Annotated in this window: 22 protein-coding genes and 1 pseudogene; 3 read left to right on the forward strand and 20 right to left on the reverse strand. The window is 39.4% G+C overall.

Features of this window, described 5'->3' with window-relative positions; genetic code table 11:
- Window positions 1-77 precede the first annotated feature (77 nt).
- The 15 genes from J2S07_RS02305 to J2S07_RS02375 all read right to left on the reverse strand — a co-directional run bounded on the left by J2S07_RS02305 (window position 78) and on the right by J2S07_RS02375 (window position 13,307).
- The gene (locus J2S07_RS02305; RefSeq protein ID WP_307148785.1) at window positions 78-392 is read right to left on the reverse strand and encodes a hypothetical protein; all 315 of its coding nucleotides are present in this window, start codon (window positions 390-392) and stop codon (window positions 78-80) included.
- Window positions 393-399: 7 nt separating this feature from the next.
- Window positions 400-597 carry a hypothetical protein gene (locus tag J2S07_RS02310; protein ID WP_307148786.1) on the reverse strand — a complete coding sequence of 66 codons (198 nt, stop codon included), beginning with the start codon at window positions 595-597 and terminating at the stop codon, window positions 400-402.
- Window positions 598-659: 62 nt separating this feature from the next.
- Window positions 660-1,919 (reverse strand): site-specific DNA-methyltransferase, encoded by a 1,260-nt coding sequence (locus J2S07_RS02315; RefSeq protein WP_307148787.1) that lies wholly within the window; start codon window positions 1,917-1,919, stop codon window positions 660-662.
- Entirely contained in the window at window positions 1,909-2,346 is a 438-nt protein-coding gene (locus tag J2S07_RS02320; RefSeq protein WP_307148788.1) for a helix-turn-helix domain-containing protein, read from the reverse strand. Before J2S07_RS02320 ends, J2S07_RS02315 begins: the two co-directional genes overlap by 11 nt.
- A 348-nt stretch (window positions 2,347-2,694) precedes the next feature.
- On the reverse strand, window positions 2,695-3,048 hold the full coding sequence (locus J2S07_RS02325; protein ID WP_307148789.1) for an HNH endonuclease: 354 nt from the start codon (window positions 3,046-3,048) through the stop codon (window positions 2,695-2,697).
- A gap of 192 nt (window positions 3,049-3,240) precedes the next feature.
- Window positions 3,241-3,672: a DUF1492 domain-containing protein gene (locus J2S07_RS02330; RefSeq protein WP_307148790.1), complete on the reverse strand. Its 432-nt coding sequence runs from the start codon at window positions 3,670-3,672 to the stop codon at window positions 3,241-3,243.
- Window positions 3,673-3,702: 30 nt separating this feature from the next.
- Window positions 3,703-5,085 carry an SNF2-related protein gene (locus tag J2S07_RS02335; protein ID WP_307148791.1) on the reverse strand — a complete coding sequence of 461 codons (1,383 nt, stop codon included), beginning with the start codon at window positions 5,083-5,085 and terminating at the stop codon, window positions 3,703-3,705.
- The gene (locus J2S07_RS02340; RefSeq protein ID WP_307148792.1) at window positions 5,082-5,360 is read right to left on the reverse strand and encodes a PDDEXK family nuclease; all 279 of its coding nucleotides are present in this window, start codon (window positions 5,358-5,360) and stop codon (window positions 5,082-5,084) included. Before J2S07_RS02340 ends, J2S07_RS02335 begins: the two co-directional genes overlap by 4 nt.
- Window positions 5,361-5,594: 234 nt before the next feature.
- Window positions 5,595-8,024: a virulence-associated E family protein gene (locus J2S07_RS02345; RefSeq protein ID WP_307148793.1), complete on the reverse strand. Its 2,430-nt coding sequence runs from the start codon at window positions 8,022-8,024 to the stop codon at window positions 5,595-5,597.
- 169 nt (window positions 8,025-8,193) lie between these two features.
- A complete protein-coding gene (locus J2S07_RS02350) occupies window positions 8,194-9,015 on the reverse strand; it encodes a phage antirepressor (RefSeq protein ID WP_307148794.1) in 822 nt (273 codons plus the stop codon).
- A gap of 20 nt (window positions 9,016-9,035) precedes the next feature.
- A complete protein-coding gene (locus tag J2S07_RS02355) occupies window positions 9,036-10,985 on the reverse strand; it encodes a DNA polymerase (protein ID WP_307148795.1) in 1,950 nt (649 codons plus the stop codon).
- A gap of 5 nt (window positions 10,986-10,990) precedes the next feature.
- Window positions 10,991-11,539: a DUF2815 family protein gene (locus tag J2S07_RS02360; protein ID WP_307148796.1), complete on the reverse strand. Its 549-nt coding sequence runs from the start codon at window positions 11,537-11,539 to the stop codon at window positions 10,991-10,993.
- Between the two features lie 18 nt (window positions 11,540-11,557).
- Complete coding sequence (locus J2S07_RS02365) at window positions 11,558-12,709, reverse strand: DUF2800 domain-containing protein (protein WP_307148797.1); 1,152 nt, start codon at window positions 12,707-12,709, stop codon at window positions 11,558-11,560.
- On the reverse strand, window positions 12,709-13,023 hold the full coding sequence (locus J2S07_RS02370; protein ID WP_307148798.1) for an rRNA biogenesis protein rrp5: 315 nt from the start codon (window positions 13,021-13,023) through the stop codon (window positions 12,709-12,711). Before J2S07_RS02370 ends, J2S07_RS02365 begins: the two co-directional genes overlap by 1 nt.
- A gap of 29 nt (window positions 13,024-13,052) precedes the next feature.
- A complete protein-coding gene (locus J2S07_RS02375) occupies window positions 13,053-13,307 on the reverse strand; it encodes a hypothetical protein (protein WP_307148799.1) in 255 nt (84 codons plus the stop codon).
- Between the two features lie 156 nt (window positions 13,308-13,463).
- Here J2S07_RS02375 and J2S07_RS02380 point away from each other — a divergent pair, with 156 nt between their 5' ends.
- The 3 genes from J2S07_RS02380 to J2S07_RS02390 are packed head-to-tail and all read left to right on the forward strand — an operon-like array spanning window position 13,464 to window position 15,316.
- Window positions 13,464-13,829, forward strand: a complete 366-nt coding sequence (locus J2S07_RS02380; RefSeq protein WP_307148800.1) for a helix-turn-helix domain-containing protein — start codon at window positions 13,464-13,466, stop codon at window positions 13,827-13,829.
- Window positions 13,826-14,887, forward strand: coding sequence for an ImmA/IrrE family metallo-endopeptidase (locus J2S07_RS02385; RefSeq protein WP_307148801.1), 1,062 nt, complete (start codon window positions 13,826-13,828; stop codon window positions 14,885-14,887). The genes J2S07_RS02380 and J2S07_RS02385 overlap by 4 nt, the downstream gene beginning before the upstream one ends.
- A 36-nt stretch (window positions 14,888-14,923) precedes the next feature.
- A complete protein-coding gene (locus J2S07_RS02390; protein ID WP_307148802.1) occupies window positions 14,924-15,316 on the forward strand; it encodes a hypothetical protein in 393 nt (130 codons plus the stop codon).
- Window positions 15,317-15,465: 149 nt separating this feature from the next.
- Here the strand turns inward: J2S07_RS02390 and galE (J2S07_RS02395) are convergent.
- The 5 genes and pseudogenes from galE (J2S07_RS02395) to J2S07_RS02420 form a co-directional block, all read right to left on the reverse strand.
- Window positions 15,466-16,239 (reverse strand): annotated as a pseudogene (gene galE / locus J2S07_RS02395) (UDP-glucose 4-epimerase GalE); the annotation flags it as partial.
- A gap of 318 nt (window positions 16,240-16,557) precedes the next feature.
- Window positions 16,558-18,810 carry a hypothetical protein gene (locus J2S07_RS02400; protein WP_307148803.1) on the reverse strand — a complete coding sequence of 751 codons (2,253 nt, stop codon included), beginning with the start codon at window positions 18,808-18,810 and terminating at the stop codon, window positions 16,558-16,560.
- Between the two features lie 353 nt (window positions 18,811-19,163).
- A complete protein-coding gene (galE, locus tag J2S07_RS02410) occupies window positions 19,164-20,153 on the reverse strand; it encodes a UDP-glucose 4-epimerase GalE (RefSeq protein ID WP_307148804.1) in 990 nt (329 codons plus the stop codon).
- A gap of 109 nt (window positions 20,154-20,262) precedes the next feature.
- Window positions 20,263-21,363 carry a UDP-galactopyranose mutase gene (gene glf / locus J2S07_RS02415; protein WP_307148805.1) on the reverse strand — a complete coding sequence of 367 codons (1,101 nt, stop codon included), beginning with the start codon at window positions 21,361-21,363 and terminating at the stop codon, window positions 20,263-20,265.
- A gap of 6 nt (window positions 21,364-21,369) precedes the next feature.
- Window positions 21,370-22,809 (reverse strand): flippase, encoded by a 1,440-nt coding sequence (locus tag J2S07_RS02420; RefSeq protein WP_307148806.1) that lies wholly within the window; start codon window positions 22,807-22,809, stop codon window positions 21,370-21,372.
- Window positions 22,810-22,813: the final 4 nt, after the last annotated feature.

The following is a 22,813-nucleotide window of genomic DNA, read 5'->3' on the forward strand; positions in this document are numbered from 1 at the left end:
CAGGGAATAGCAAGTCATTCTAAGCCGATATTGGTATATTTATAATCAAATAGAAACAGGCACCTTAAGGCCCGCCTCTAATCCTTTTCTATGGCTGTGTATCTCGGATAACTATACCCTTCGCTGTTCACAAGCACCCTTTCACCGGTATCTTTGTTAATAATCCTAATGCAGCAAACTTCCCTGTTTTCATTCATGCCGCCATCTTCCTCACTGATCCAAGGCTGGTCATTGAAAAAGTCGCTTGCAAAGCTATGAAATTCGCTATCTTCCAACACAACTTCTTTTGCAACGCAGTAGTTTTGGCCTTGCTGACCCTTCCTTGCTGCTTCCTCGGTGATTTCCTTTAGCTCTTTTAAGTTAGCAACTTTCCTTCCAAACAGTGCTTTCATGTAAAAATCACTCCACCTCAACATATTCCATGATAATTTGGAGGGCAGCTTCATAGGAGCCGGATGCCATCACCCGCTCATAGACTTCTTTGGCTTGTTCAGCCTTCCCGTGTGCTTTTAAAGTCCTGCTGACACGCCCAAGAATAGAAAAGATATTTCCATCCTCACCGACTAGTTTACAGGTGGGCTTTAGGTTTTCTTCCATCGCTATGCCTCCAATCTCCTCAAGGTAGTAGCATAGTGCCATACACGTAAAAGCATAGCAACTTATAAGATATTGCTATTTTCATATTCTTCTACACTAGGTTTCGGCACATCCTGATACGGAATCGTTTCTCCATTTCGCTCTAGAAAAACTTCACTATCGGAGCCAACCTGCTCGATATACCGTTTGACAATGACATCTGCATACTTCTCATCCAGTTCAATCGTATAGCAGATTCGGTTGGTTTGTTCGCAAGCCATAAGAGTGGACCCGCTCCCACCAAAAGGATCGAGCACAATGCAATTGCTCATGCTGCTATTCTGGATCGGATAAGCGCAGAGGCTAACCGGCTTCATCGTAGGATGGAGGGCATTCTTTGATGGCCGATCGAAATTCCAAATGGTACTCTGCTTTCGGTCCGCATACCAGTTATGCTTGCCACCCTTCAGCCAGCCAAAAAGAATCGGCTCATGCTTCCATTGGTAAGGGCTCCGTCCAAGCACCAGGCTTTGCTTTGCCCAGATGCATACACCAGATAAATAAAACCCCGCATCCCTGAAAGCTTTCCTGAAATTGTAGCCTTCCGTATCGGCGTGGAACACATAAATCGATGCATCCTTTTCCATACTTGCAGCCATATTCTTATAAGCTTTGAGTAAGAAGTTATAAAACTCTTCATCTTTCATGTTATCGTTCTGGATACTGCCCGCTTGTGAAGAGTAATTTACGTTGTAAGGCGGGTCCGTCACGACAAGATTTGCTTTCCGGTCATTCATCAGCACTCTGTAAACCTCCGGATCGGTACTATCCCCACAAACTAACCGATGTCTTCCGAGCAACCACACATCACCTTTTTGTGTTATAGCTGGTTTCTCGAGCTCCTTCTCTACATCAAAGTCATCTTCTTTTATTTCTTTATCATGAATCTCGTTAAACAGCTCATCAATTTCTGGCGGGTCAAAGCCAGTAAAGGACACATCATAATCCAAGGACTGCAAATCTTTAATAAGGTCAGCTAATAATTCCTTGTTCCATTCACCGCTGATTTTATTCAAGGCAATATTGAGAGCTTTTTCTTTTGTCTTATCAATATCAATGACAACACAGTCAATTTCTGTATAACCTAACGTTTTCAAAACCGTAACCCGCTGATGTCCGCCAATCACCGTCATGTCCTTGTTGACGATAACAGGATCCACATAACCGAACTCCTCAATACTGTTTTTTATCTTTACAAATTCACTATCTCCAGGCTTTAGTTTTTTCCTCGGGTTATAGCTGGCTGGAATTAAATCCTCTATTTTTAGCTTTTTAAACTCCATCTTCTTCACTCCAAAATCGTGATTTGATATAACAATCGTGGCTGCAGAACTTCCGTTTCTTGTTCCCGTAGCAGCTAAACTCTTTTCCGCACTGCTCACAGGTAAAATGATAAGTGGCTGTTTCTCTTTTCTTACGTGCTTGAGGATTTTGATTCCACCACTTCCGTCGGCACTCATCAGAACAAAACTTCCGAGCTCTACCTTTCTTCTTTTGTTTGATCGGTTTGCCGCAGCAGAAGCAGAGCAGACCATTCTTCATTTGCTCATTGATATTAAGGGCAACCACTTTTGAATCACCATCAAGGCCATTCCTTTGGCAAAAAGCACGGACCGTGTCTCGGGACTTTCCCAGCACAGCAGCAATCGCTTTATAACCAACTCCTTTCAGGCGCAGGTCATAGATTAGTTGTTTTTCTAAATCCGTCATCACTCCCACCCCTTTCTGCGCAAACAGTTGGAAAGAGGACCATAAAAAAACACCTTAACCAGCTATTTCACTAGCTTTTAAAGGCATTTAAGTTACTTTTTATGTTTCATGGTCAATACTGGCCAAACCCTAGTGTTTATAAGGCTTGAACCACATTTTTATCATTTCCTCAATTAAATCATTCCGCAAAATTGAAAAGTGCCCAAACCATACTGCTATTGGGTGTAAGCTCGATAACCCGTTCCCAAAAGTAACCCCCCTTGTTTAATTCCGCGAAAATTTACGCGAAGGGGGCGCGCGGTCGCCGTATAAAAGGTTGTAGAGATTTTATAACCCCTAGGGGGTCCATCAAAAGGTATAAACGGGATACTGATCTTCAGTCCTTGTCTTTCGGTCGTGACATCTCTTACACAAAGGTTGCCAGTTGCTTTCATCCCAGAACAATCTTTGATCACCTCGATGAGGAACGATGTGGTCCACCACCGTAGCCTGCGTCAACTTGCCTTTCTCTTCGCAGTGCTTACAAAGAGGATGGGCGTTTAAGAATCGTTTGCTCGCTTTCCTCCAGCGGTTATCATACCCACGCTCGTTTGCATTAGCTCTATCATCTACATGAAGCTTCGCATGAAACTCACAGTACTTGTCGTCCGTTAACAAAGGACAACCGTTGTGTTTGCACGGCTTCTTTGGTTTCTTTGGCATTGTTCTCAACTCCGTACTCCAATTAAAAAAGCCCCGAAGGTTGTCCTTCAAGGGCTACGTCTATGCTATTTCTACAGCTTATACTCTATCACATGGTGAGGGTGGCTTATAATGGCTTTTCATGGCGTGTCTATAAAAACAAAAGAAAAACCCTTAAAGGAACATTTACCTCCAAGGGGTGTGATGGGTCACTCATATACATTCCACCGTACTGCTTTCCAATAGTTCATTCGCTTCTTTCAATGCCTTTCGATGCAACCGATAAATCCACCGCAAATCGTACCCCATAATCGCAGCAACTTCCTCCCAAGTGCTACCGCTAAGGTAACGCAGTTCAAGTAGCAATCGGTGTGAGGAATTCTCGATTTTTGAAACGAAGGCTGCCAACTCCCGCTTTAAATCAATTAATTGGTCAATATCATCATTGATTTCTTCCTCAAGGCTCATTAACTTCACGAGGGCATTTTCCATTGGCGATCGCTGCTTCGTTCCTTGAACTTTATCATCTTGGAGGACCGATGTTGTTTTTAAAGCGAGGTCCCTTAGCACTGACACTTGTTCCAGTTTACAATTGATTCTTTGATCAAGTTTAAAAGCCTGAGATAAATATTCTTTAGCATTCACCGGCCATTCCTCCTGTCTATATCATCAACCTCACTTTCCATGAGGTACATCCTCTTTGTATTTAGCCACCCTTGCTTTCACCGCTTCAATCAATGCCGCTTGGCTCACATCTTTATCTTCCAACGCTTTCATTACTCGTTCATCAATGGTATCTTTGGCAATGATGTGGTGAATGACGACCGTTTGTTTTTGACCTTGCCGCCACAGTCTGGCATTCGCTTGTTGATAGAGTTCAAGGCTCCAAGTCAGGCCAAACCAGATGATGATGTTCCCACCTGTTTGTAGATTCAGGCCATGACCAGCGGATGCCGGGTGGGCTAATAAAATTGGCACTTGGCCTTTATTCCAATCTTTAATATCTTGATCTGTTTGCAAGAGCCTCGGTTGTAACTTCTTCAAATGAGTTAATAGCCTGTCCTTATCATGCTGGTACCCATAAAACACAAGCACCGGTTTTCCGCTTGCTGCTTCAATCAACTCATCCAAAGCTTTTAACTTTTCATCGTGAATATGTTTCACTTCGCCATCCTCATCGTAAACAGCACCATTCGCTATCTGTAATAATTTATTAGCAAGAACTGCAGCTGATCCAGCTAACACATCCGTATCTGCAATTGATAAAATCAGTTCCTTTTCTAACACCTCGTACTGTTCCTTCGCTTTCTTGGGCAGGTCCACCGGAATGATATTATCCAATCGTTTAGGCAGTTCGAGATAATCTTCTGCCTTCATACTGACACAAATATCCGAGATCTTTTCAAAAATGGCCTCTTCTGCTCCATCTTTCAATTTCCAAGAGTAGATAATCATTTGATTTCGCTTATTGGGAAGAAAAAATTTCTCCCTGTAGCCAGTAATTGTTTTTCCAAGCCTCTCTCCACCATCTAACAAATAAATCTGCGGCCACAAATCTATCAGGCCATTCGGTGCTGGCGTTCCTGTTAGTCCAACTAATCTTTTTATAAACGGCCTCACCTTTTTCAATGATTTAAACCGTTGGGCCTTTGATGATTTGAAACTTGATAATTCATCAATCACGACCATGTCAAATGGCCAGTCAGATCCAAACCGTTCGACAAGCCAAGTGACATTTTCTCTATTAATGATATAAATGTCAGCTTTTTTGTATAAAGCAGCGATTCGTTCTCTTTCACTACCAAGCACTTTCGAGATTTGAAGCCCTTTTAGATGGTCCCATTTGTCTATCTCTTCTTCCCAAGTGCTACTTGCCACTCGAAGCGGTGCAATCACCAGAACCCTCGACACATCAAAATAGTCATACATCAATTCGAAAATGGCTGTTAAAGTTGTCACCGACTTTCCCATTCCCATTTCAAGAAAAAGAGCCGACTTCTTTTTATCGATAATCCACTGGGTGGCATAGGCTTGATAATGATAGGGTTGGTACTTCACCGTATCATCTCCTCTAGCATTCGATCGACAGCCTCAAAGCTATCAATCTTATAAACTTTAAAACCCAATGCCTCCAGTTGCTTTTTTCGTTTTCGTTGCAAGGCCCTTAGCTTCTTAGCCGGTGCCTTTAATTCCACAAAAGCGACCTTTGCACCGTTAAAGAGCACCAGCCGGTCTGGCACACCTGCAAAACCGGGGGAAATTAGCTTGAAGGCTAACCCGCCATGTTCGCTTACTTTCATCTTTAGCCTTTTTTCTATACTCACTTCATTCATCTCGAATCACTCCAACATGAAGGTATACATCCAAAACCTAGTATTTACGCTGTTTCCAGCCATTTGTATACTCTGTATACCTTTTTTAAGTGGACTTATACTTATAAGCGTATTAGAGAGTATAGAGCATATATATTTCTCTCTATTACCTCTATTTTCTTTCTTATATAGAAGAAGGTATACAAGGTATACATAGTATAAGAGCTACTATTCTTAAGGGTTTTGATGTATACTTTAAAAATTTTCTAGGTTTACATTGTATACATCTTCCCGTCTAAAACCTTTCTGCATTCCGTACGTTTTATCAAATCGAATCGAACTCACCCTTTTCCAACCTGGGGTGTTCTGGATGATCATATTGATTTCCTTTGCATCATATCTGGTCATGAGAGATACATCCTTTTGGTAAAGCTCCTCCCACACCATCTGAGCACAGACCTTATTTAACTTCATTTTTGGATTTGAGTTGCTATCCGGTTGTTCCATATGCAAATAAGCCCTTCTTGTCCCGATGTCGAGTTCATACCAATTCGTAGGAACCTCGGTTTCCAAATAGGTCCTAATGCTCTCAGCAATCGGATTCTCTTGGGTATGGGCTGCTTGAAGTTCACGTGCTTTCTCTTCGATGTCTTTACTTAAGGCTAAGGTCTCTCCCTTTTCATACAGTACCTTTGCCTCCGCCCATATTTGGTCGACTTCCTCATCGGTTAAATCCACCCACATTTTTTTAGTACCACCGCCGCTTACTGTTATGGGCAAAAAGCGACGATTCCCTGTTGGGTCATTTAAAAAGTCATAGTCATTAGTTGTTCCAAAAAACACACATTGCCGTTTGAATGTTTCATTGTGTCTGCCATATGCAACACGAAAAGTGTCCTCGGACTTCGAAATAAAATGCTTAACTGCCTCCACATCAACCTTCTTCGTTGCTGTTAGTTCCGCCATCTCTAAAATCCACGCCCCCTGAAGCTGCTCATAGGCTTCTTTGCCCTTCACAGTAATCAAAGAATCCGAGTGCCATTCTTTGCCTAAGAGCTTAATAATATAGCTTTTTCCAACTCCTTGAGGGCCAACAAGGACCACACAGTAGTCAAACTTTGCACCTGGATGATAGATTCTTGTTACAGCGGCTACAAGGATTTTTCGAGTGAACGTTCGAACACAATCATTGTCTTCCGCACCAAGGTAATCAACCATAATCGTTTCAAGTCGCTCTATGCCATCCCATTGAAGGCTGTCTAAATAATCTTTAATTGGATGGAACGCATGGTTAATGGCTACTTCACTCCAAGCATCACCTATGATACCGGCTCCTTTAATACCATAAATTGAATACAGATAGTTTCGTAGACTTGCGTCATCTGTATCCGTCCAATATTCTCCCCGCTCAACACTCCGCCAAGGTAAATCATCTTTGATAACAACCCGGTGGACAAAATCGTTCATCGCAATTCGATCCTTTAATACCGGATCATTTTCTAGAATAAGAATGACATTTGGTGCACAAGAGACGATATTTCCTTTTTGATCTCTAGTCAGTTCTGTTAACCATTCCATATCTTCGTCTTCAAAATCAGCAGCAGCAAGGCTTAACTGTTCTTTACCAAGTGTCAGCTTCACTTGTTTATCTTTTAAAGCTTCTTCAACCATTGCTTTATAGGAAGGTAGCCTGTTGATGGGTGTTCCCTCTTTTACCGTTTCATCCAAATCACCAAATAGATGGATTCGCACCAAATCAAAAGCATTGCATAACTTTCCAGCAATCGGGTCGGTTGAATGATGGGAATAGGCAAAATCACCATTTTCATAAATTACTAGTCCACCTGATGTAGACCCAGCTGAATAGGTGTAGCGGTTAGGATCCTCGCACGGAGCATATACATCACTTAAGTATTTCTCAATCACATCAACAACCGAGTAAGTCCGGCAAAACGCACCGACGATTCCATCTTTTGCCTTCGGATCTCCCTGCTTATCAGCGAGTTTCTTTCGTTCATGGACCGTTCGTGAGCTTTCTGGCCAATAAGAGGAATCCCTCCAATCTGGATATCTCGCCAATACAGTATCTGGATCAATCCACGGCTCGTCCAGTACTTTAAACACAAACTCTCCATCCGATGATGTCGATGGCCAATACATCAGCCGATGCACTTGGTAGGTCGTATCATCGAAAAAATCAATTCCAAGGTCAGCAGCAATTCTTCTGGCGATAGGTACATATTCATCAGCGGTCACAGGTCTTGATAAAGGAATGACAAGTCTGAGTCTTGGACTCCTTGGATGGTGTTTGTGAGTAGAATACATAACGCAGCCATAGCCAAATATGGTCTCAATTGATGCCCATAAGTCTCCTTTTACAAAATCCGCATCCAAGGAAACAACCTGCCGCCAAACGACACTATCCTGTTTTCTTCTTCCACCTTTTAACGTACCACCGACAAATCCACCAACATCTTTTATTTCATCTTGCTTTGATTTAGAAAGCTTCTTGTATTCTTCATAGGTTTCATGGGTCCTTATCGTATTGCTTAATTTCTGCACCACTTCAGACCAAAGCATTTCACGGTTTTTCCAATGAAGTTCTTTTCTATTTCGTCCGATGGCAATCGATAGTTTGCCATCATATTTTAATTTGGGTTTGTTTCTCTCATTGGGTTCTATCACATTCACCAACCCTCCTGCGTAACACGGTACCAAGGCCTTTTCTGGCTCCTTCCAATTTACCGGAAAGAGCCTGACCTCTTAGTGTTTTAATCGTTTGGTTAGGTAACACGTCCCTGTACTGTTTTAACTCCTTTAGAAATTTGGAAGTGTTCATCTAATTTCACCGTTGTTAAGCTGTTTTAATGGAACGTTCGATTAAAGGCACTAAATCTTTTTCATTCTTCAATAGGTCATAAAGAAAGAGTCTGCCTTTTTGCGTCCAATATGTGTGCATCACACTTTTGTCTGCATCAATGGCATGAGTCTTTGATTGGGTATACCCTAATTCGGCATACTTTTGATATAAGAGCCACGTTTTACCCATCTTATATTGCACACCTAACTCATATAGGATGGCGTTTAGTTTTCTTGCGGATAAACCGTAATCCTTCGCAATGAGGCTGATTGGAACAACGGATTTATTCTGAAGAATCAAGTCATAATAGGATGCTTTCGGTCTCAATTCTCCAATGATCTGTTTATGTTGAGCATTTTCAAGTTCCAGCTTTCTCGCTTTTTCCTTGGCTTCTTTGTATTCGGTAAAAAGCTTGATACCCAAATCAGGATTTTTCAAAATATCATCTAGCAAAGACTCTGAGGCATACAGTCCATGTTTTCGGATATCTGGCAGCACTTCATCAAAAATCCAATGTTCAAATTGCTCTGCCTTTTTCTTCACTTCTTTATTTTTGCTTTGTGATGAAGCACCGATAATTAAACGGTAGACATCCCCTTCAGGAATAAAATTCTTTACTATTGTTTTGCCTTTACTCTGTGGATGAGGTACCTCTCTTTTTGATAGGTACCGGCAGTTCTTGATAATAGCCTGGTGGGGGTTATTGTAACAAAGCATTTTCGCTACCTCTGTCGCAGGAAAATATTCTTTCCCATCAATCACCATGACTTCTAACTGACCAAATTCCGAAGAATGAAATACTTGTAAACCATTCATCTCATTTTCCTCCTCATCTATTAATCTTTCTTGTAATATTCTGTTTCAAAGCTATCGGCACTTAACGGCAATCCCGGAGCCCAATCTATGGGTTGTCCCATCAGCTCTTCTACTTCTTCCATGGCTCTTGTTCCGTTTGGTACTTCTAAAACCACTTCATCGTGGACATGAAACTTTATTCGATATCCTGCTTCTGCTAATCTAAGCATGGCAACAGCTAAACAATCTCTTGCGATCGCCTGGATAATATTCTCCGTCAGCTTTCCTCCATACGTGGCAATCCTGCCCCACTGCTTCGACCCTTGTTCGACACCTTCATAGGTTAGTTGCTCCTTACCAAATCGCTCATCCATTCCGATTCTTGGTCTAACATAAGCAAGGGAACGACCTGATGGCAAAGTAATGAACAGAATCCCTCTTGCATAATGAAAGGTAAGGCCACACTGCATTTTTACTACTGCTTTTTCTTTTACCGCTTTGATGGCAGCCGCCTCAACATCCCACCAAAGATTTACGATATTAGGATTAGCCTCCCGCCAAGCAGAAACCAACTCGGGAAGTTCGTCATCAGTCAGACCCATTTCCAATGCCCCCATTTGCTTTAAAGCACCTTTTGAGCCACCGTAGCCAAGAGCCAATTCAGCAATTTTCCCTTTCTGCCTTAGCGGACTACCCTTATCGATGGTTTCAATGGGGACTTTGAACATTTGAGCAGCTGAGGCCTCATAGATCTTTCCATGGGTCTGAAACACTTCCATCCGCCAGCGCTCTCCGGCCAGCCAAGCAATCACCCTTGCTTCAATTGCTGAAAAGTCAGCAACAATAAACCGATGCCCCTTGGATGGAATAAACGCCGTTCGGATTAATTGCGATAACACATCTGGCAGATTATCAAACAGCAGCTCCAAAGCTTGATAGTTTCCTGACTTCAATAGGTCTCTCGCAACCTGCAAATCTTTCATTTCATTCCTTGGTAGGTTATGAATTTGGACGAGCCTTCCTGCCCAGCGTCCTGTGCGATTGGCTCCGTAAAATTGAAGCAATCCTCTGATTCTATAATCAGGACAAATGGACCTCTCCATTGCCTCGTATTTCTTGACCGATGTTTTTGACATTGCTTGTCTTAATTCCAACAACCGTTTCACATCCGGATTTCCCACTTCACCCATTAGCGCTTCTACATTTTTCTTTGCAAGACTGTCCACTTCTAATCCTTGCGTTTGCAACCAGTCTTTCAGCTGTGCCGGACTATTTGGATTTTCTAATCCGGTTAAACTAACCGCTTCTTTATAAAGGTTTTCTTGAAAGACGGTGTCTGCCTGAATGGCATGACTGACAAAGGTAATATCAATCATAACCCCATCATCATTGATGTTTTGGTCCAGCTCCCAAAGTCTCTGTTCCATATCAGGTATTGGGAATGCCTCCAGTTTCTTTCGAATCTGCCGTTCCACCTCAACGTCTTGTTTGCAATACTCTTTAAAAGTTCGCCACTTATCCGAATCGTGTTCCGGCAGGTTTCTGTTTCTCCTTCCGTTCACTTTGGTCGGCTTACAAGGAACGGAGAAATAGCGAATTAAAGCTTTCCCTTCCTTCATTTTCTGTTCTTTCAACTTCAGGCATTTGGCCACTCCATCCAAATGCCCCGGTAACCCGAGTATTAAGGCATGGACAGAAGAACAACGCCATTGTTCCGGAGGCATTGGTTTACCAAAGAATTTGGCTAAACAAGTCCGTTCAAAGTTGGCATTATAAGCTGTCTTTATCACTGCAGGATCCGTAAGAGCTTTTAAAAGGGCATCCGGCAATTTCTCTCCAGATGCTATATCAACAATTTGGACTTCTTCCTCATCAACCGCATAGGCAAAAAGGAGAATTTCAAAGTCGGCTGATTCACAGTAGGCATAGACCCCGCATTTTACGAGGTCCACACTACTGTACGTTTCAATGTCAATCGATAATAGTTTCATAGATATCAACCTAAAATATCATCATCGTCTTCTTCACTGTCATCAGCAAAGTCATCTTCCGCACTGCTTCGACCACCAAGTGGCTCGCCATCATCTGTTTTCATAATGTTTTGGAGTCCCGCCGCAATGCCCTTATTGCCATTTACATTAAAAGCATAAAAAGTGAGACTAACCCTTCCGTAACAACCGGAGTAAAATTCACTTTGGTCCATGATTGGATTTAAGTCCGCATCGACAATTCCTGGTTTAATCTTGCTGTTAGCATTAATGAAATAGGAATTGGTATAGGCTTCATCATCTTCACGATCCACATCGCCATCTCGCAGAGGGGTCTTTAAGTTGGCCGGTACTTTACCACCGAACTTGTCCTTATTCTCTTGGGTAGCTTTTTGAATGGCATCTTTAATTTTCTTAATCGTCTTCTTGTCCGATTTCGGAATAATGATGCTAACGGAATACTTCAAGTCACTTCCGTTGACACTGACAGGTTCATGTACATTTGCATAACTGAATCTCACCGGGTTTTCCTTTGTTCCAATCGTAATTTTTACCATTGTTTTGTTCCTCCTCATTTATTGAAAGTCTACTTCAGGTGATAATTTGATTTCTGGTCGCTTGTCCTCTTCAGGCACGAGTTTAATCTTGCCTGGAGCTTTGGTAACCAATGAGCCAAGTAACTCTTCAAATGCTTTTTTACCAAGCTCTTTCTCAAGAGCAGTGATGGTATTTAGGGATTTCTTGTAAATCACATCATCATTAAATCCAGCCGCAACTAACGTTTCAACAACTGCATTTTCATCGGTATATTTACGGCTGCCTCTTCCCTCAACTAACTTCATGCCTGGCCATTGTTTGTTTTCATCCATAGCCTTAGCCAAGGCAAATTCCTGCACATCTTTCGCCCAACTAATCAAGTTATCAATGGAAATTAACACTTCCACCACTTCTTCATCTGTCAGGAGCGCTGGTTGTTGAAAATCCAAGGATGCTAGCTTCATATTTTCATTTGCTCTTGCCCTGCAGGTTGCTCGTACTTTACAAAAGCGACAGTGGTCACCAGCAACAAAATCCCCTTCACCTTTAAAGGCTAATTCCGCTCTGGGCCTAACAACCGTTTCTGCCCAATCAAGCAAATCCTCCACAGACATTTCAAAAGTAGAAATGCTGTCGAGCCTTGGTTGGCTAATGGTCATTTGAATCGTCTCAAGGTCATACAAGATACCAAATTGGTTAATTGCTCCGAGAGCATACAGTTTCATTTGTGGATTCTCATATGCACTAACGGCAATTCCTTTACCATACTTCAAATCAATGATTTCTAATGTTTTATCTGTAATAATCGTTGTATCTGAAGTTCCAAACCCTTCAGGCACCCAAGGGCTATAGTCTAATCTTTGCTCCAGCATGATAACGGCATCCTTTGTCGCAGCTTTTGCTTCATTAAACCGCTCGATGCAAAACTCTTTATGAACATCCGTCGCCTTGTCCATTTCTTCTGTAAAAAACGGATCCAAACGAAGCTTTTTAATCCTGTTCGCGTACTTTTGCTTTGAAATGAGCCCTGCTTCCTTTGCAATTTTCAGTTCCGCAATTTCGTGCGCTAGGGTTCCTTCCTCAGCATAGACTGATGTTTCCTCTTCCATCATTTCCTCCAACCTTGGAGCCTTTGTACATTCCATCCAGCGATGTGCGCCAGAAGCGGATAGTAATGCGTGTTGTGCCATTACAATTCCTCCGCTTTCTTGAGTATTTCCACATATTTTTCTGCTGGAACATCACTTAATTTCTTAGCCCCAAACTCAGTAATAAGTGCCTTTACTTCTTTTTGTTTTCCATCTTGCGACAACGCTGCAAGCTTAGCCCTAACCTCTTCTAATGTAGGTTGTTTCGTTTCAGGTTCTGATATCACTTCCGTACTTTCCTTTGTTCCTTTCTTTTCAGGTTGATTCCTTTCAATTGCTATCACCAAGTCTTCAATACTCATGGCTAGGTTTCGTAAATCATTTACAACATTGAGAGCAAGTTTCGTTTTACTCATACGTTTTCTCCTTTCTTTGTTTCTACCAATTAACATCGTTGATTTAATTCAACACTTTCTATAAAAAAATATTTTTCAAATGGCTCATTAGGATACGCATTTTTAAATTTCGCAATAAACTCTTGCCCGACAGCACTACTTTTAGTCTTAATTCTCCAAAGCTGAGATCGACTAACATTTAATTTCTTTGCCATTTCAACTTCAGTTAAATCTCCTTGAAGCTTTAAAAAGTTTGCTAGATTCAATCTGATATTCCCATGAATTCCTTTATTACAAACTATCATTCTGGTTTACTCTCCTTTCCAGCTAAGTGTTGATTTGATGTTACAAAAATCATAACACGACATGTTCCATCGATTCAACAAAAAACACATAATTTCCCAACAATGTTGCATTGATGTTACACTTGTACTATAATGAACATAGAAGGAGGTGCTATTATGTCTACTAATTCTATAAAAAGAGAGATGACTTTAGGAAAATACATTGCTATAAAAAGACAAGAAAAAGGTCTGAGTCAGCGTGAATTAGCAAAGGATACAAAAGTAAGTCATTCTACAATCTCTAGAATTGAAAAAGATGATGGTATTTCTCCTGATAATGCGACATTAAAAGCGTTGGCAACTAGATTAGGACTAGATTATAACTACTTATTAGCACTGAATAATTCAATTGATGATGAACCTGAAATTCGAGTGATCCAAAGAGCAGCCAAAAAGATGACTGATGAAGAAAAAGATAGGATGCTGCAAATTTTAAAACTTTCTTTTAAAGATTTATTCGAGGAGGATGAGGATGTTGAATGACACCGAACTATGATCGAGCAGTAGAAGAAAGTATAAACTTATTACAATTTTATGATATAGATCAAGCTCCCGTTGATCTTGATAAAATCTTAGACGGGATGCGTTTAACCGTTAAATGCTGCCCCTATAGCCGCTTTTCAAAGCAAACAGGTAAAGACATTGATGAGATATGCAACCTTTTTGATAGTGAGCTAGGGGCAGTTGCTTATATTAGAGAAAAAGAAAAATATGTGATTTACTACAATGATACAATGAATCATCGTGGCTTAGAACGCTTTACTATAGCACATGAACTAGGTCATATTTTTTTAGGGCATCATCAGGATGCAAAAACCGACATCCTTCTCAGGAAAAATATTTCTGATGCGCAATATAAAATATATGAAAAAGAAGCAAATTGTTTTGCTCGGAATTTGCTTTCTCCCATTCCACTTGTTGAACGTGTAACCGACGTTAACCAGGACAGCTGTATCCATGATATGATGGAAGCTTTTGATATTTCACATACGGCGGCAGTTGTAAGGCGAAACTGTTACATATTAGATAAATTTAGAATGCAGCTTGACTATTACGAATATTTCAGTAGCTACAATATTCTATACGACTACTACTGCTTGAACTGCGATAATGCGGAGGTTAATACCCAAGGGTATTGTAAAATTTGTGGGGAAAAAGATGTCTATTTTGAACGTAAATGCGATAGAACATACTATGAGGGTATTGAGCTAGATCCAGATCATCGTGTTATTCAGTGTCCAAAGTGTAGGAATGAAGTACACTCAGATATCGCAAGATTCTGCAAAATTTGCGGTACATTTCTATTTAATTTTTGTGAAGGGATACCTATCTATGATTCCGTTGGTAGAGTAATAGACTACATCTACCATATTAACGATGGCAATGCGAGATATTGTACAGAATGTGGTTCACAAACAATCTTCTATAAGGAAAAGTTTTTAAAGGATTGGAAGGATATCATGGTAACAAAATATGAAGTTACCAATTCTTTCTATGGAACGGTTGCTGAAACGAAGTCACCTAAATATAGTCCTAATTAATATAGTGAGACAGGTAGGAAAGGAGAGACATCAATAGTGAGGTATGAAAAGGGGTATGTTGTAGATGACAATATGAGGGTAATGAAATGCCCAAAATGTGACAATGAAGTTTTTTCAACTAATGCTAGCCATTGTAAATTATGCGGCACCGAACTTTATAATAAATGTGAGGGCACACCAGAATATGACGGCTTTGGCAATGTGGTCGACCATGAATATCACAATAATCCCGGCAATGCGAGATATTGCGAAACTTGTGGGGAACCTACCTATTTCTTCAAACAAGGGTTTCTAAAACCATGGGAAGACGAAAAAGCTGAGCTTGAACAAAAAGCTGAAATGGACATGTTAGAGTACCATACTCTAGATGGGGAAGAGGAAACTCCAATATTCGAAAATGATGTTTTTGATGAGAATCTACCTTTTTAGAGGTATTAAGTTCGAAAATAACAGTGGCACAGCAGCACTTAATAAGTTGTGTCACTTTTGTATATTACCGCATTAAAGTGAGTAGGTTAAAAAAAGCTACCCGCCAAGCTGCCAAATTAGACAGCCCAGCGGGTAATAACTAAAATTCCCTACTCTTTATAATTCTTCTCAAACCGCCATGCATCCCGACACATAGCAATAATGTCACGCTTTGCTGTCCACCCTAGTTCCTGCTTTGCTTTTGAAGCATCAGCATAGCAGGCAGCGATATCCCCCGGTCGTCGATCCACGATTTCATAAGGAACGTCAACATCATTCGCTTCTTCAAATGCCTTCACCAATTCCAGGACACTCGTGCCTTTGCCCGTGCCCAGGTTATACACATGCACACCTTCAGTCAGGTTCTCCAGTGCAGCAACGTGGCCTTCTGCAAGATCCACTACATGAATGTAGTCACGGACACCCGTGCCGTCTACTGTCGGGTAGTCCGCGCCAAACACACGCAGCTTCTCTCGTTTGCCGGTTGCTACTTGCGTTATATAGGGCATGAGGTTATTTGGAATACCGTTCGGTTCTTCACCGATTAATCCGCTTTCGTGGGCACCTACTGGGTTGAAATAGCGCAGGATCGACACGGAAAAAGCAGGGTTGGCATGGGCGATGTCCGTTAAAATCCGTTCACTCATCGCTTTTGTTTCACCGTATGGGTTTGTTGTTGGTGAGAGAGCCATTGTTTCTGTAAATGGTGCTTTGTTATCTCCATACACGGTGGCTGATGAGCTGAAGACGAATCGGTTGACCTCATGTTTCTGGCAAGCTTTTGTGAGAACCATTGTGCTGACGATGTTGTTGTAATAGTAGTCGAGCGGTTTTTCCACTGACTCGCCGACTGCTTTTAGGACGGCGAAGTGGATGACGCCGTCGCAGTGTCATTCCGGTGAACACCTTGCTATTTTAGAACACCGGAAAAACGTGTACGAGCAGGCGAGATTGAAACGCCCAGAACGCTGGTCCAGAGCCTCCCGAAACTGGACGGCGAAGGAATTCGTTGCGTTGAACCCAGTCAAAGAGACAGAAGTACCAAAACCGTAATGCCTAGTTTGATCCTTACAGCCTGTTCGTGAAACGGGCTGTAAGGCCACCAAGCGGAAGCGCAGTAGAAACACGCACTTTTTTGTAGGTTTTTTATGAAGCAAAATGCGACAACTATATTGACAAACACCGCCCTTAAATCACCTTATTTAAAGTAGCTTACGCAATTCATCTATTGCTTCAATGTCGTCTTTATTCAATAAAAATTTATTCTCCAATTGTCTACTTGCTTCGTTAAAATATTGATCCATCTTTCCTATTGCTGCTATTTCCAGCGCTAAAAATCGGTATATTTTTTCCTCTGGATTTTGTCGAACGAGGAACTCTACTGTTTTAATGGCGTCATCATGATACTCTAGCCTAGACAAAGCTATGGCTCGATTCATAATTAATACGTTCTGGTTCCAATCAATTCGGATAGCCCCATTTGCAACAGCCTCATAAAAATGTTTGGCTTTCTTCTCATCCTTGATGGACAATTCGTCACCAATTAATATAGCTACTTTTCCATAGTTATGGAGATCAATACATTTTAAAATATCTTTTACCTTTTCCTCATCCACATTCGTTTGTCTCAGCAATCTAGGAATATACCTTTGCAAACAGTTAATAAGTTGAGGGAAATAGGTGGCCTTGGTATATTTTTCGTAATATATTACAAAACCCTGCTCTAAATACATTGAACTTAATAATGTCAAGGAAACTAAAATTTTATTTTGTACTGTTAGCTTATCTAATTGCTGTAAAAGAAAGCTACTAAAGTCTACCTCATCTCCAGAATGTCTCCCTAATCCATTAATCCTTCGAATGCCATTATGCTTAGCATCAATTAAAGCCAACGAATAAAATGCCACTCTGGCAACTAAGGGATCATTCGAGTTGGTATTTTTCTTAAGCAACTCTATGATATCCATCTCATACACATCAGAAATTTCACCGAACATGTCCAGTAATAATAACTTTCCTTCACGATTACTAATATCAGTACTCATCTGATAGAGTAATGTAGATAGAATATGAGATGTACCGATATTGTTCGATTTAATTATTCGGTGTAGAACTCTTATAGTAAGTAAATCATGCTGATTCTCTCTCAGTTTGTTTTCTATAAATTGGTGCACAATTCGATATTCAGGGTATTCATAACGAGTTGCATGCAACCCTATCGGAATTTCTCTTTGCCAAGAGGAGATTGCTTCCGAAGAATAAAATGCACGACCAAAGTAGTCAAGTGCATTGCCATCATCCTTCCCCTCTAGTAATAATGTATCCCAAATATCACTCATCGCCTCATATGTATAAGGTAAAGGTGTAAAGCTCTTTGCTGGAATAGACGAACTATCATAAGCCTTTTCCGGCTGACCAGTTGTCTCAATTGCATCTGGAATAGGTGTTGGGCCCAGTTGACTGATCTTTAGGGTTTGATCCGTCCTACATACACGCTGAAACAATTGCAACATGTCTTGAAAAAGAAAATAAAGATCATTTGGATTTAATGCATCGAACTGTGTAAGTAGTGTCTTCATTGAAGAATTCGAGTCAATATGTGCACCAATTATGTTACGGATTCCCCTGAATCTTTCTACTTCGACTAAAATCTTCATATCACTCTTTACTTTATCGAAAATTGCAACAGCCTCTTGTAAGCTATGTCTCTCCACCACAGTATCTAACCCGTCCATATATTGCTTTGAAGAAGTCGATATGTTACGTGTAAACAAGGTATCTGCAAAACTAATAATATCTACTAATACTAATGTTTTGAAAATTAATCTGAGATCTTGTTGTGAAATTCGACTGAGAACATTTAGTTCATAGTCAATGATTATCTTAAGAGAATTGAGTATCGCAGGCTTTACATGAAGCTCGTGTGTATTTATCGCTGAAACAGTATTATAACGGCTTAAGGCAAGAATATCGGTTCCCATCATGGGTCTTTTCTCAAGATCATGCTGCTCTGATATTTCTTTAAAAACAGCCATATCTTTCTCTTCCAATGTATATTTTTTACGTTGTCCAGGTACGAGAAGGTCAGTTATTTCTTCAGCAAGATCGAAAAAAAATATCATCTTGTCCGCTTGAATCTCACTCCAAAGTTGGATTCTTTCAAAATAATCCTCGTCTTTAAAATGACCGCCAAACTTATTACGTTGATCTTCAAGATATTCTTGGTAAAGATTAGAAAGTGTATTTAACTCTTCTTTCACCTTGGCATGATCTGCTTTTGAGCGATTTCCCTTCGTCTCGTTATTTACCATACGAGCATATCTAATGAAATCAGGAAGTCGAATCAAAATTATTCGAGAAATGACTCTCTTGAAAAAACTACTATTTTTAATAGAAAGAATAGAATTAGCAACTTGCATGTTCCTTAGTGCATACATCATTTTTTCCAAAGCCATTCACGAAACCTCCCTTTTGACAATGTCATTTTCTTAGGATGGGCTTCCAGCAGTGTTCAATCCAATAAAACCAAAGTTAGATGTCAATCCTGTGTTTACTGAATCCGTTTAGTTCCCCAAATAACACTGGGGAAAGTTCATCCTAATGAAATGACTGTTTACTTTATATAGCCCAGCTGGAACCTAGATGTATATGTTAATCATCTATATTGAAAAGGGAGCGTGCACCAGCCACTACTCCCTATACCCCTTCTCAAATCGCCAAGCATCTCGGCACATGGCAATAAGGTCTCGTTTAGCTGTCCAGCCAAGTTCTCGTTCAGCCTTGGAAGCATCAGCAAAGCATGAAATAATTATTTTGTTAAGTAGCCATTTGGATTATTCTTATGCCAATTCCATGCATCAGTTATGATTTTCTCTAATGAATCAAACTGCGGTCTCCAACCTAAGACACGTTTTGCTTTCTCAGATGAAGCAATTAAAATTGCCGGATCTCCCGCTCTTCTCTCTTTTACTTCTGCTGGAATTGGATGATTCGTCACTTTTCTTGCTACATCAATTACTTCTTTGACTGAGTAACCATTTCCGTTACCTAAATTAAAAATTTCACTTGGATTACCTTTTCTTAAGTATTCTAATGATTGATAATGAGCAGAAGCTAAGTCCATTACATGAATATAATCCCTAATACATGTACCATCTTCTGTAGAATAATCATCTCCGAACATATAAATCCTATCTCTCTGACCAAGTGGTACTTGTAAAATCAAAGGAATAAGATGTGTTTCTGGATCATGATCTTCTCCAATATTTCCGCTTTCATTTGCTCCTGCAGCGTTAAAATATCTTAAAGATGCATATTTAATTCCGTAACCTTGATCAAACCACTTCATCATCTTTTCCATTGCTAATTTTGTCTCACCATAAGTGTTCGTAGGATTGGTTTCATTTTCTTCAAGGATTGGGATATTCTTAGGTTCCCCATAGGTAGCTGCTGTTGATGAAAATACAATCTTGCCCACATTATTTTCTTGCATAACATCCAAAAGACACATCATTCCATACACATTGTTATGGTAATATTCATACGGCTTTTCCATACTTTCGCCAACTAAAGAGTTAGCTGCAAAGTGAATCACCGCCTCAATATTATGATTCTTAAAGACCCTGTCTAAAGCTACCTTATCTCTTAGATCTATCTCGTAAAAATGCTCAACATCAATAGATTTTCTATGACCACTCTGCAAATTATCAACAACAACAACATCTTCATTTTGTTCTAAAAAATATTTAACTGTATGGGAGCCAATATACCCCGCTCCACCAGTTATTAGTATGGACACGACTATCTCACCGCCTTTCAAAATCCTTATCAATCAGGAGAAAATTTTTATTATATAATTAATTACCTTAGTAAGAAGCGAATAGAATCCAAAGCTGTCTTTTTCTATCTTATACAGAAAATTCTCTATCAACCGCTACAAGTGCTGCCCCGATTACTTGATGCATATCATAGTATTTATAAGTAGCCAATCTCCCTCCAAAGATAATGTTATCTTCCTTTTCAGCTAGTTCTTTATATTTTGCATATATCTGATTATTCCTATTGTCATTTATTGGATAATATGGCTCATCACCCTTCTCCCACTCTTTTGGATATTCTTTCGTTATTACAGTTTTTTCTTGGGTACCGAATTCAAAATGTTTATGTTCTATAACTCGGGTATACGCTGTTTCTCTATCAGTATAATTAACAACTGCATTTCCTTGATAATTTTCTATATCAAGTACTTCATTCTCAAATTTTAAACTTCTATAATCTAATTGTCCAAATTGATAATCATAGAATTCGTCAATCATACCTGTAAATACTATTTTCTTAGCTTTCCCTTCTAATTCATCTCTATTTGCAAAGAAGTCCGTATTTAATTGCACATCTACACCTTTAAGCATTTTTTCAATGATTACGTTATATCCCCCAATCGGAATACCTTGATATTTATCATTGAAATAATTGTTATCATAAGTAAACCTAACTGGTAACCTCTTTATAATAAAGGAAGGTAATTCTTTAGCAGACCTCCCCCATTGTTTCTCAGTGTACCCCTTAACAAGTTTCTCATAAATATCAGTACCGACTAATGAGATAGCTTGTTCTTCTAAATTATTAGGCTCAGCTATTCCAGCTTCTTTTTTTTGTTCTTCAATCATATTTTTAGCCTCTTGTGGAGTAATAACACCCCAAAGCTTATTAAAAGTATTCATATTAAATGGTAAATTGTATATTTCACCTTTATAATTTGCAACAGGAGAATTTGTGTATCTATTAAACTCTGTAAAACTATTAACATAATCCCATATCTTCTTGTTATTTGTATGGAAAATATGTGCACCATATTTATGAACATTAATACCCTCTATGTTTTCAGTATACACATTTCCACCAACATGATTTCTTCTGTCAATAACGATACACTTTTTACCTCTTTTTGTAGCTTCATATGCAAATACTGATCCAAACAGGCCAGCGCCAACAATCAAATAATCATACATATACACTTACCCCCTATTTTTTACTTTGCGTATTAGGATTGAAATAATCTTATTATTTAGTTTTTCTCTTAATATCCATAAAATCATTACATAAAAACATAGTCCCAAAGAACTTTGGACTAAAATTGTTAAAAATCCATCCTGCATTATATATCCAATCGTTCTTACAATAATAAACATCAGAAAAGCTGCTGTAGCATACTTCAATACCGAAATCAGATAATCTTTTTTATTTATTTCATTTCTTAAGAAATAGTATTGTACTATTGCTACAGAAAATTCAGCAATAACAGTTCCAATAGCAGCACCTGCTGATTTCAATAGTGGTATCAATGCTATATTAAACATTACATTCACAATAACACCAACGATAACAGAGATTGTAAACTCTTTTGTTCTATTAGCCGGTAATAAGTATTGCATTCCCATTACATTACTCATTGCTATAAAAAATAATATTGGCGCTAAAAGTATGAGTAAATAAGTTACTGATTCAAAACCTAAACCAAAAAACCAAGGTACAAACTCATAAGAAATACTAGCTATCCCAATACTCATCGGAATAGCTATATATGCAACACCTTTTAGACTTGAGTTTAGATACTTATTCATAGTCTTTTTGTCACCAGTAGCAAAAATATTGCTCATCCTTGGTAACATAACTACCCCTAAAGCTGTTACTAAAGACAACGCAGCCTTAATAATTTTTTGTGCTTGATCATAGTAACCAACTTCGCTAACATTTGTAAGGAATCCAAGCATAGCCTTATCAAGCACTGCATATACTTGAATTGCTATTTGCGGTATAAATAGTTGTATGGCTGGTACTAAATGTAAAGTCAAATCTTCAAATTTAAGCTTTACTTTACTTACAGTCTTTGGTAAATACATCCATAATACAAGGTTTCCTATTAACATCATTAGCACATTTATCAATACATATAGGTTTGTATCATTTTTTGTCTTTACAAAAATAAATATTAAGCATACCCCTATTATCTTAACTGCTAAATTTCGTATAACAGTCTTCTTGAAATCTTCAAGCCCCATAAACAACCAAGATATATCTACCATAGCTGCAATTAAATTCAGTGTTTGAATCATAAATACCAAATGGTATTCTTCATTGTTCCAAAATAATATTGAATAGAGTAAAGTCGCAATTCCTGTAGTTATAAACCGCAATAATAGAATTGACCAAAAGGTTCTCGACATCTTTTCTTTATCATTACGTGTATACGCAATCTGTCGATTACCATATGTTGTCATACCTAGAGTACCGATAATAATAAAAAACTGTGTGATGGACAATGTATAACCATAAGTACCTATTCCTTCTGCCCCAATTACTCTAGATACATAAGGTAGTGTAATTAATGGAAGAATTATAGTTACTACTTGAAGCAGGACGTTATACATTAGATTTTTTGCTATACTATTCCCCATTCTT

Source organism: Anoxybacillus andreesenii (assembly GCF_030813005.1).
In the GTDB taxonomy this organism is placed as follows: Bacteria; Bacillota; Bacilli; order Bacillales; family Cytobacillaceae; genus Robertmurraya; species Robertmurraya andreesenii.

What these genes read in the sequence shown, in the direction of transcription:
- J2S07_RS02305 (WP_307148785.1), bottom strand. Translation starts at nt 392, where the DNA reads ATGAAAGCACTGTTTGGAAGGAAAGTTGCTAACTTAAAAGAGCTAAAG.
- J2S07_RS02310 (WP_307148786.1), bottom strand. Translation starts at nt 597, where the DNA reads ATGGAAGAAAACCTAAAGCCCACCTGTAAACTAGTCGGTGAGGATGGA.
- J2S07_RS02315 (WP_307148787.1), bottom strand. Translation starts at nt 1,919, where the DNA reads ATGGAGTTTAAAAAGCTAAAAATAGAGGATTTAATTCCAGCCAGCTAT.
- J2S07_RS02320 (WP_307148788.1), bottom strand. Translation starts at nt 2,346, where the DNA reads ATGACGGATTTAGAAAAACAACTAATCTATGACCTGCGCCTGAAAGGA.
- J2S07_RS02325 (WP_307148789.1), bottom strand. Translation starts at nt 3,048, where the DNA reads ATGCCAAAGAAACCAAAGAAGCCGTGCAAACACAACGGTTGTCCTTTG.
- J2S07_RS02340 (WP_307148792.1), bottom strand. Translation starts at nt 5,360, where the DNA reads ATGAATGAAGTGAGTATAGAAAAAAGGCTAAAGATGAAAGTAAGCGAA.
- J2S07_RS02350 (WP_307148794.1), bottom strand. Translation starts at nt 9,015, where the DNA reads ATGAATGGTTTACAAGTATTTCATTCTTCGGAATTTGGTCAGTTAGAA.
- J2S07_RS02355 (WP_307148795.1), bottom strand. Translation starts at nt 10,985, where the DNA reads ATGAAACTATTATCGATTGACATTGAAACGTACAGTAGTGTGGACCTC.
- J2S07_RS02360 (WP_307148796.1), bottom strand. Translation starts at nt 11,539, where the DNA reads ATGGTAAAAATTACGATTGGAACAAAGGAAAACCCGGTGAGATTCAGT.
- J2S07_RS02365 (WP_307148797.1), bottom strand. Translation starts at nt 12,709, where the DNA reads ATGGCACAACACGCATTACTATCCGCTTCTGGCGCACATCGCTGGATG.
- J2S07_RS02370 (WP_307148798.1), bottom strand. Translation starts at nt 13,023, where the DNA reads ATGAGTAAAACGAAACTTGCTCTCAATGTTGTAAATGATTTACGAAAC.
- J2S07_RS02375 (WP_307148799.1), bottom strand. Translation starts at nt 13,307, where the DNA reads ATGATAGTTTGTAATAAAGGAATTCATGGGAATATCAGATTGAATCTA.
- J2S07_RS02380 (WP_307148800.1), top strand. Translation starts at nt 13,464, where the DNA reads ATGTCTACTAATTCTATAAAAAGAGAGATGACTTTAGGAAAATACATT.
- J2S07_RS02385 (WP_307148801.1), top strand. Translation starts at nt 13,826, where the DNA reads ATGACACCGAACTATGATCGAGCAGTAGAAGAAAGTATAAACTTATTA.
- J2S07_RS02400 (WP_307148803.1), bottom strand. Translation starts at nt 18,810, where the DNA reads ATGGCTTTGGAAAAAATGATGTATGCACTAAGGAACATGCAAGTTGCT.
- glf (WP_307148805.1), bottom strand. Translation starts at nt 21,363, where the DNA reads ATGTATGATTATTTGATTGTTGGCGCTGGCCTGTTTGGATCAGTATTT.
- J2S07_RS02420 (WP_307148806.1), bottom strand. Translation starts at nt 22,809, where the DNA reads ATGGGGAATAGTATAGCAAAAAATCTAATGTATAACGTCCTGCTTCAA.